Origin of the sequence: Paenibacillus xylanivorans (assembly GCF_001280595.1) — a bacterium.
Classification (GTDB): domain Bacteria; phylum Bacillota; class Bacilli; order Paenibacillales; family Paenibacillaceae; genus Paenibacillus; species Paenibacillus xylanivorans.
Map to the genome: position 1 here is coordinate 83,318 of NZ_LITU01000065.1, position 10,072 is coordinate 93,389.

Annotated in this window: 7 protein-coding genes; 5 read left to right on the plus strand and 2 right to left on the minus strand. The window is 44.9% G+C overall.

Features of this window, described 5'->3' with window-relative positions:
• The first annotated feature begins 93 nt into the window (after positions 1–93).
• Positions 94–2,250: a hypothetical protein gene (locus AMS66_RS17725; protein WP_053782061.1), complete on the plus strand. Its 2,157-nt coding sequence runs from the start codon at positions 94–96 to the stop codon at positions 2,248–2,250.
• A 172-nt stretch (positions 2,251–2,422) separates the two neighbouring features.
• On the opposite strand, the gene AMS66_RS17730 is transcribed toward AMS66_RS17725, so the two are convergent.
• Positions 2,423–3,007: an AAA family ATPase gene (locus tag AMS66_RS17730; RefSeq protein ID WP_053782062.1), complete on the minus strand. Its 585-nt coding sequence runs from the start codon at positions 3,005–3,007 to the stop codon at positions 2,423–2,425.
• Between the two features lie 266 nt (positions 3,008–3,273).
• Between AMS66_RS17730 and AMS66_RS17735 the strand changes: the two genes are divergently transcribed.
• Both AMS66_RS17735 and AMS66_RS17740 read left to right on the plus strand, forming a co-directional pair.
• Positions 3,274–3,642, plus strand: coding sequence for a PadR family transcriptional regulator (locus AMS66_RS17735; RefSeq protein WP_082350766.1), 369 nt, complete (start codon positions 3,274–3,276; stop codon positions 3,640–3,642).
• Positions 3,639–4,979: an FtsW/RodA/SpoVE family cell cycle protein gene (locus AMS66_RS17740; protein ID WP_053782063.1), complete on the plus strand. Its 1,341-nt coding sequence runs from the start codon at positions 3,639–3,641 to the stop codon at positions 4,977–4,979. Before AMS66_RS17735 ends, AMS66_RS17740 begins: the two co-directional genes overlap by 4 nt.
• Before the next feature lie 72 nt (positions 4,980–5,051).
• On the opposite strand, the gene AMS66_RS17745 is transcribed toward AMS66_RS17740, so the two are convergent.
• Positions 5,052–6,824, minus strand: coding sequence for an ABC transporter substrate-binding protein (locus AMS66_RS17745; protein ID WP_053782064.1), 1,773 nt, complete (start codon positions 6,822–6,824; stop codon positions 5,052–5,054).
• A 133-nt stretch (positions 6,825–6,957) separates the two neighbouring features.
• On the opposite strand from AMS66_RS17745, the gene AMS66_RS17750 reads away from it, so the two are divergent.
• Together AMS66_RS17750 and yidC are read left to right on the plus strand one after the other, a co-directional pair.
• Positions 6,958–8,577, plus strand: coding sequence for a DUF4153 domain-containing protein (locus AMS66_RS17750; protein ID WP_053782065.1), 1,620 nt, complete (start codon positions 6,958–6,960; stop codon positions 8,575–8,577).
• 379 nt (positions 8,578–8,956) lie between these two features.
• Entirely contained in the window at positions 8,957–9,829 is an 873-nt protein-coding gene (yidC, locus tag AMS66_RS17755) for a membrane protein insertase YidC (RefSeq protein ID WP_053782066.1), read from the plus strand.
• The last annotated feature ends 243 nt before the right edge of the window (positions 9,830–10,072 follow it).

Below are 10,072 nucleotides of genomic sequence, written 5' to 3' on the forward strand. Positions count from 1 at the left end.
TTTTGGACTGCTTTTTACATATGAAGAACCGCCACGAGATAGGCAAGTTTACCAATGCTGAATATATTATCGTCATGTGGGAGAGTACAAGTGATGGACTTATTCTCAATCTATTTCAGCAGAAATTTGAAAGTGATCATCGCAGAGCGCAAGGGCAAGCTGCCTGTGCGTATATTGGCGACTGCACTTAGAAATTTGGAATCGCTGGGATATACGTTTTCGACGAAACTGATAGATGTGCTGCGCACCTGGGAACGCAGCGGATTCGTTTCATGGTTTGAGCGACTGATGGGTGAGCTTCAACAGTTGAAAAAAATCGATTTACAAGAAACCATCATGTATCCCAGATTTCCCAAGCAAAAAATGAATATTCAGGAGAGTCAGCTTTATTTGAATGCTTTGATGCACTCATGGAGGCAACAGTTTCCTGATCATGAACAAGAGCAGCGTGTATTATTGCTGGACAAGCTGCGCCTGCGTGTAATTCATCTCGGCAGTGAAGCGGATTTTTACCAAGTGGGAATAGACCTGCTTGAAGCAAAAGCTGCGTTAACGCCAGTTGCAAGAGGTCAGTTGATCTGGTTTGCAACAGAGTATGAAGGCTGGGCCGCATATGAGCCAGAGCCAGGGCAAATACCTGTGATAGAAAATGCAGCCGTATATTGTGCGGCTTTATTAAAGGCGGGGCGCGCTTCGATGGAGCAATTCCAGCGGCATTTGCGTACAGCAACAGATATACTGTGCTTGGCTGTAGCCTGTTCCGATGGAGATGTCACTTTGAAGGAGAATACCCGCTTCCGTTCATTTACCCGATCTGAACGTCGAGTAATACTTGCTTTATTGGAAGGTGTTTCGGAACCGTTGGAAGAATTGTTTCGATATAAAGGGCGCTGGCTTAGATTGGCCGAGCGACTGCATCCGGGTGAGTATCAGCACCGTTATTCAGGGGCAGTAGCGGCGCTGAACCAGTTGCGACGCGGTGAACGACCGCTTAACTTTCATGGCAGGGTGGAGCGGGCATTTGAAAAGAAGGATAACCAGCTTATTCTGGAGACGCTCGCAGAACGTCCGGGAGAGATGGTCAGTCAGCTGGACCGAATGATACGTTCCGGTGTTCCGTTGCAACAAGTCATCGGCAAAATGGAAACTGTGGAAGAGAAGATATCGACACGGGCACTGCTTCTGGTGTTGGCTCACTTCAGCACACGGAATGAGTTCCAGGCCAGGAGGAGCTTTTTCCCCAAAGGCAACACGGAAAATTTGTATGTCTCCACACAACCGTTGCAGCCCTTATCACTGGAGGATATTCATACGGTGATTTCGGTAGTAGAGCATACGCTGTTGAAACGATTTGCTGGGCTTCCTCCACTCGGTAATGTCTATATTGATGAGAGACTTCAAGACTTTACGGTTCCATGGGGAAAACATCGAGCAAGCGAATCTATTAGAGCTCTATCGCGTACGTCATGGATATCGTTACCCACAGGAGATACCGTTCGCTTTTTTCTTTGGTGGAAGGAAGGCATAGTGGGTGATGGACCAACCGGTCATGTGGATGCCAATATGTCGAGTGTACTGTATGATCCGGATTGGCGTTATATTGACCAAACATCCTTGCTTCCTCCGCAATCGAATGAATATCAGCCTACATCTAGCGGGGATATGGTGAATGCACCGGATGGAGCGGCGAAGTATATGGATCTGCACTTGCCGTCGGTTTCCAGGTTGGGCGTACGTTATATGGTGATCATGGTTAACGCATTCAGGGAAGATGCCTTCAAGGACCTGCCAGAGTGTTATGCTGGCTGGATGATGCGTCAGGCGCCACAGTCGGATGAGATGTTTGAACCTTCAACGGTGCAGGAGCGAATTAATCTGACGGCAGATTCCCGTATGTGTATCCCGGCCATTATTGATGTACAGGAGCGGCGCATTTTGTGGTGCGATCTTGGCTTAAAGAGACATCCTAAAGGGTATCATCCTGTGGAGAACAACAAAGCCAATTTGGCTTTGATAGCGCGAGCAATGACGGAGTTGAAAAGACCGGATTTATATACCTTATTCATGCTTCACACTAAAGCGCGTGGAACATTAGTTGAAACATTAGGGAAGGCCAATCTCGTATTTACAGCAGAGCTGGAATCCAATCGTGTCGCTGAAGTTGCAGAGTATCTGACAGAAGGCCCACCCGTGGATCGTACCGTGATTACACCTTTGGAGCAGGAGTATATTGTGTCGCACTTTTTGTAACGACGATGTAGTTTGGATGTAACGTTTGGTCATAGATCATAGTAAAGGGGTATTTGTCACGTTGGACCTGCGCGGTTCATCGTGACGAATACCCCTTTTGTGTGAGGATTAATGAGCGTGTAAGCAATTATGAGAGTGAACTGAACGGAGAGGTTCAGGGTCATTCCATATTTTATTCGTATATTCGTTGTTCGACTTCAGCAAACGCGATATCAGGGCTCTCATCGGAATTATCGATATAAGCCACGGCTGAAGCGGGCAACGGCCAGGCTACTTGTTTTCGGGCAAGTGAGGCTGTGAAGGCATCCCAGTTTTCCAGCTTCCACTCATCCAGCGGAGATTGTCTGGCTGTAATCCGCTGACGATACAACGCTTCATTTGCCAGATAAATATAGGCTACACGTACATCGGTATCGTCGAGGGAACGTCCGATCCGTGCGAGTTCTTGTTTGATCCAGTCCGGAGTTCCGATTTCTTTGGTAAAGGGTCCGACAACAACAGTATCGATACCCAATTGCACGTTGTCCAGTGCAGCATCCATCGTAATACGGTATCCCAGGTCACGGCACAATCGTTTATACTCTGGTGAATCCCGATCGGATGGATCGAGTCCCTGTAGGGTCATTATTGCTTCAGCAGCAGGACGCAGCAGGATATCCATATCAAAAAAAGCAGCTTTATGTTTACGGGAGAGGGCATTAGCAAGGGTTGTTTTGCCGCTCCCGGCCCCGCCGAGAAAGAATATCAATTTGCTCATGGTTTGGATGGCCTCCTCATAATGGTTAGAACGAATATGTAATATGAAAACAAAGAATAGAGAGATTCATTATAGTATCTCAGATGTGAAATGACTTGTTTATTTTATCATAAACGCATCCAATTCATAGCTGGACAGAAAAGGAAGAATCAGGTAATATAATACCTAGTTTTACTATGCATAGATTTCCGATGTATACAGCCAAGTGGTTTTATTAGGTTCATGTTGAAGTTTTAAGAAGTGGTAAGAGTGGTTGTTGTTATTGGATGTGGAAGCATGAACAAAAGGGAGTGACAGCTTTGCAGGTGAACAAACAAATGATTAAGGGCAGTACGGAGACATTGATTCTTACGCTACTGAAGGAACAGCCGCTTTACGGATATGAATTGATTAAGGAACTCCATCGTCAATCCGAAGGTGTGTTTAATTTGAAAGAAGGCACGTTATATCCCATTCTGCACGCGATGGAGCTTGAGGGGTGGGTGGAGTCCTATTGGATGGAGGTTGAAGGTAGGAAACGTAAGTATTATTCGATATGTGATAAGGGTGTGGAGGCGTTACAACATAAAAAAGCAGAGTGGCTTTTATTCCGCGGTGCCGTGGATCGGGTGCTTGGGGAGGGGGGGCTTACATGACGGATCGACATGAGAAGGTTAAACATTATCTGGATCAAATGTGTAGTCAGGTTAAGGCACGTGAAGTACATACGGATCTGCGTGATGAGCTTGGCAATCACATGGAAGAAATGATGTTGGACAAGCAGCAAGAGGGACTTAGCCAGGAAGAGGCAGTTGTATACGCCATTGAGCAGATGGGTGATCCCGCAGTTGTCGGCAAAAGTATGCACAGATTGCATCGTTATCGTATGCATTGGGGGCTGTTAGTTGGATTACTTGGTTTGGCTACAGTAAGCCTGTTGTTAATGTGGATTTTTACGACCAATGTTACAGTAAAAATATATCAGGAACTGTATAGCAATCATGTAATATACACTGTTATGGGTTTCATATTCATGTTGTTCTTTATTTACTTTGATTATCGAAAATTTAAAGAAGCGGCCTGGTGGATCTATATTCTGCTTAATGCCATGCTGTGGATCAATCCAGTGCTATCTTCAACTTACAATGGTATAAATAGGTTTTGGGTGTTACCATTCGGCTTTGTGCTAGATGTGACGACGGTTTCAATGTGGGTAGTGCCACTTGCCATTGGCACAATTATGCTGGACAAGCTTCGTTCCAATTGTAATATGCAATCCATATTGGCCTACATTGCAATGGTAGCGTTACCGGTAGTGCTATTGTTTCAAATATCGGACTGGGTTCGCATGTTTCTGTTTGGCTCAATGTCCATTATTTTATTTGGCTGGCTCACGCGAAAATGGCTTTATACAGTCGTAGGTGCTGTAATAACAGGATGTGTTTTTGTATTTTTATTGTTTTTTGCGGATCAATATGGACGTCTAGAGAGGCTCTCTGTCGTTTTGAATCTTCAGGCTGACCCATATGGGGATGGTTATACCAACAATTCCATTATTGAAGTTATTCGATCAGCGGGCTGGTGGGGTAATGGGATTGATACAACGTTCGACATGTTTAAAACGGGCTATAAGGATTACCCAGGTGTGCTGCTCATTGATGTGTTTGGCTGGTCAGCCGGGATACTGTTATTGGTGGGTATCATCTGGTTTGTTGCCAGTATGGTGAAGATACTTCCTCGTATCCGGGATGACTTTGGTCGTATGATTATTGTCAGTATCACCGCTATGTTTGCAATGCAAATCATCTATTCGTTGGCGCTGACCACAGGCAAGGCTCCGATTCTTAGTATTTGTTTTCCTTTTATTGGATACGGAAATCACTTGATATTTGATTATGCCATGCTCGGTTTACTCCTCGGTGTGTACCGCCGGAAGGATACCATTTCCACGAAAAATGAAAAAATGCGGAGAAGGTGGACGCTGATCCAATGATCAGTTCATAGGCATCCAAAATCATGGCCGCATCTTGAAACGAAGATATAGTTATTCTCGTTAAATGATTAATCACGGGAACCAGATATGACGGAGATTTACCCATCCCTGACTGTTGAAGGAGAGGCCGCGAACGGAAGGCAGGTAGGCAGTCTCCACAGGTTTTTCAGACAAATGGAACAATAGACTCAGCTGCACCAAAAATCGTTCGATCCGATCCAGTTCAGCTGTTCGGTCTGCGGATATTTGTGAAGCAACAACGATTTGCAGCATCTCTTGTACACGCTTCTTGGAAGAGTCCTCCAGATGCTCGGATAAGGTAAGATAAAGATCGTATCTGCGCAATTCTTCGTCCCGGTCTCGAATCAGGGAGAAGAGAATCAGATCAGATTCCAGTCTCAGGTTCCCTTTGAATTCCTCCATCGTGCCTATGCGGACAGTACATGAAAAGCCGCACATTTCCAATGACGATGCCAAATGTTTAGCATCCATCCGATATTGCGGAATGGTTGCGATGTGCAGGGAGATGGGGGTGGCTAAAGTGGGAGGATGAGACGAGTGAGTCATCTCCTTCGCATGTATCAACTTTTGATCAGCATCTTCTGTATCACTTTCATTCATGCCATTCCCACCATACAATTCAGCAATACATGCCTGAACATGTGCTCTTACATCCGGATCGCTTAGCGGTCCGGTTTTTTGCGTGTTACAAGTTAGTAATTTGCACACCATCACATCTGCACTAATCTGTGTCCAGTCCCTACCCTCAGACGAAGATGGATTATGAACAAGGTGGAAAAAGGGAGTTTCGATATCTTGCCTTTCATCCAGATGTACAGGGGTACTCCACGGAATTTGTAGAATATCTACTCGATCCAGATGGGCTCTGCCTTGAAAATACATCGGAAAAGCTTCAAGCCTGCATACGTGATCATCCCAGGTTGTGACCTTGAAAGGCCCCGTTCCAATAGGTTTTTGCTTGGTATTAGGTACATCTTGTTCCTTGTTTCCATCTTTATGTTGCCCGTACGTGGCTTGTGAAACAATCGCTGCACGGCTCGTAGAAAGAAAGGGCAAAAACAATTCATGTGGGGCTTTGAGCTTAAAACAAACGGATAAGGGATCTGCTGCTTCAATCGATAAAATTTGTTTGCTCACATCGCGGTATAATGTCCGTCGTTCTGTGGATTGAAGTCGTTCAAATGTATACACCACATCCGCGGCTGTCAGCAGGTGTCCATTGTGAAAAGTAATCCCTTTACGCAAATAAAAGAACCATGTTTTCCGATCTGGACTGACATCCCAGGTATGAGACAGACAGGAAACAATCTCTCCTTGTTCATTACGCTGAACCAGCCCGTCGAACACATGACTTGTGACAAAAGATTCGGCCAGCAAATTGATATAAAGGGGATCAAGCGCGTGCAGTTGTTGGCGGATCGGTAACCTGAGCATATCAATTCTCTCATTATGGCTACCAGCTTCCGTATGGTGTCCAGAATAACCAAGCAGCCACTGGTTTAGGTGATCCTGCATAGTCGGAGAATTGGAGAAAGCACCAACCTGCTCGGCCGCCTGCTGCAACTCCCGGCGATTCATGGCCTGCATCATGTATTCTGCAGCAATTTGATCAGCCGGAACAAGTAGGGTCAGCGTAGAACGCCGTCCACGTCCGCGCTGAGACACCCACCGAATCCAGTCTTGGGCAACCATTTTTTTGACGATTGTTAATGTGTTACGGTGGGTACACTCGAGCAGTTCCGCAAGGTCAGAGAGCGTTACTTCATGTTCTAATAGTTGACCAAACCGGCTATGAAGCAGCAAATATTGCTGATGTAATTTCAAGGTTTTGATTCCTCCTGGAGGTTGTAGCTGATGCAATATAATAAAATAAGAAGTTTTATCCACTTTAGTTTCTATTTATATTCTTATTTTATCATCTAGAATTAAACCTAGAAAGTTAATGGAGGTATTTCCCATGATTGATAAGATAATGGCTTCACCCAATCGCGCATTAATTACGCTACTATCCGCACTAATGTTAGCAATCATTCATCAGTATTTGTTCTATGGCAAGGAGCTTGGTGTTTCTTATCCCATCTTTGTTATCCTCTTTTATGGTTTTATGTTCTTGTTTGCCAGAGACCGCATGCGGCCATTGACCATGATTGATGCTTTTATGGCTGGGGTGGTGCTGATGCTGGCGCTGACGTTTCTGATATACGACAATAAACCGCTACGTATACTTAATTTCCTGGTCGTACCGGGACTTATTATCTTACATATGACTTATCTGGTCGGCAGAAAACAGAGACAATGGTGGGACATTGGATTGATCGGTACCGCTATGGACCATTTGCTGCCACAATCCATCCGCCATTGGGGAACCGTTGCAAGTATTGTTGTGAAAACAGGAGGGCGGGCATTGGGCAAAACACAGAAAACGGTTGCTTTCAAAGTATTCATTGGCCTTGTAGCATCCGTTCCCATCCTCATCGTGGTCGTAGCACTGCTCTCCTCTGCAGATGGGATTTTTAATCAGTATTTATCTGGTTTTCCGGAATGGTTAAATCAACTGACACTGACACCAGGGTTGCCGAGAGTGATCTGGATTCTCATCGCGGGCGTTTTATTGTTCAGTTATGTATGGGGATTCGTGCAGCCGATGCAATATGAAGCGGAGAAAAGAGAGAATGCACATTGGAAAAATGGAAAAGCAATTACGGTTGCTTCAGAAATCGAAAAGCAAGAAGACGTTTCCGTGAATTCCATACAAGAGAATCAGACAACGATTAAGATCTCATCAGACACGATTTCTACTCAAGCTCATCGTGTACCTTTTAGATTGGATCCCGTCATTATGGGCACGATGCTGCTGGTTATCAACTGTGTATACGTTCTGTTTGTGCTTGTACAATTTTCTTATCTTTTTGGAGCGGGTGGGGGGCATCTTCCGTCAGACTTGTCTTATGCGGAGTATGCAAGAAGTGGATTTGTGGAGCTGATACTGGTAACAGGCATTAATTTTTTCATCCTAATCATCGCCCTGCAGTTCACGCGTTCAAGCGGCAAAATAGGTTCTGTTGTGCATCAGGTGCTGCTCTTTGTCCTGGTGGGTTGTTCCGCAATCATGCTGTACTCGGCGTTTATACGCCTCAACCTGTATGAACAGGCTTATGGGTATACCTACATTCGATTTCTCGTACATGCATTTATGATTTTTCTGGCCCTGCTGCTGCTTATTGCAGCTCTTCGAATCCGTTATACATCCATACCGTTGATCCGCTGGTATATTGTACTGTCCCTTACAGCCTATGTGACAGTCAACTATGTGGGTATGGATAAACGGATTGCGGAGCTCAATATTGCACGATATCATCAGACAGGCATTATTGATACATCCTACTTGGCGAGTTTATCTGCAGATGCCGTTCCGCTATTGCGGGAATTTGCCCAGAGAGAGTACCCGAATTTGAAAGGGGAAATGCTGGAGCGTCAAGCTAACTTCGACCTGGAGGAAACAGACAGTTCATGGACTTCTTTTAATACGGCAAGACATAGAGCTAAGCTAGAATTGTCCAAATTGAGAATGGAATGAATTCATCTACCTGTTTTCCAGCAATGAATTTATGCAAAATCAATATGTAAGTGTTATACTATAAAAACTAACCTATAAAGGGGGTGAATCCCTTGTTTGAACTTCAGGAATTGATACCCTATATATTTTCACTCGGACTCATTTTCACAGTCAGTTACGCTTATATTGCCCATCTGCATTGCGGCATTACAGAGTACTGGATGGAAGGTGGGGCCGGAGGTGGTCTGGAACCTGGATTGCCAGCCTTGTCCTTGGACGGACAACATAGACCTGAGGCTTTAAAACGAATCGTCAGACGAAGAGAATCCCCGGATGAAGATGAACCAGATTGCCATTCCTCGTTTTATGTACTTTCTACAAAACAACGAGGAGGATATATATGGAACATAAGACAAGCAAGGGGTTCACTTTTACATCTGGCAAGGGACGGATCTATGGCCTGATTGCAATTCTGTTTGCAGTTATGCTACTGGCTGGATGCAGTAACAACGTCTCAGAGATTAATTCATCAACACCGGGATTCTTTAACCATTATGTTGTATTTCCACTGTCGTATCTCATTCAGCACATCGCAACGATATTTAATGGAAGTTATGGGGTTGCCATTATTGTGATCACCCTCATTATCCGTCTTGCATTGTTGCCATTGATGATGCGGCAAGCCAAATCTCAGCAAGGTACACGAGTAATTATGAATGCTATGAAGCCGGAGATGGATGCGCTCAAGAAAAAGTATGAGGGCAAAAACGATCCAGCCGATAAGCAGAAGCTTTCACAGGAAACGATGGAGCTGTACAAGAAGCACAAGTTCAATCCGCTCAATATCGGATGTTTGCCGCTGCTGATTCAGTTGCCCATTCTGTCAGGTATCTACACGGCTATTCGGCTTACGCCGGAGTTGTCATCCCACTCATTTCTGTGGTTCAAATTGGGAGCGCCTGACTACGTGCTTGCAGTCGTGGTAGCCGTAATTTATCTGATTCAAGCCAAGGTTTCGCAAGCCAATATGGCGCCTGAACAGCGAAAACAATTCGCAATCATGGGATATATTTCTCCATTAATGATGGCCTTTTTCTCTCTTTCGGCACCGGCAGCGATGCCGCTATATTGGACAATCGGTGGTTCATTCCTGGTCTTGCAGACATTATTGTTCCGCAAATTGTATCCGGTTGAACACCCGCAAGAGCCTGTTGTTGTGCAGGTGAAGAACAGTAAAGCAGCGAAGAAGCCCGCTAAACCCGCAAAGTCTTAATTGTCCATTCGTGAGAATGGTACTGTAGGTTCATATGAAATTAACGTAGTTGATATAGCTGATACTATCTTCACCTTCATTTAGTGCAAAGATGCCTTGTCCCATGGGACAAGGCATCTTTTTGTACATCCAGATCATAACATTCAAATCGCAGGTTCATCAGACAACTGGAAACGGGATACAAAATACCAGATTAACTCACGGCGGGAAGATACATTTGTTTTGGCAAAAATGGATTTTAAA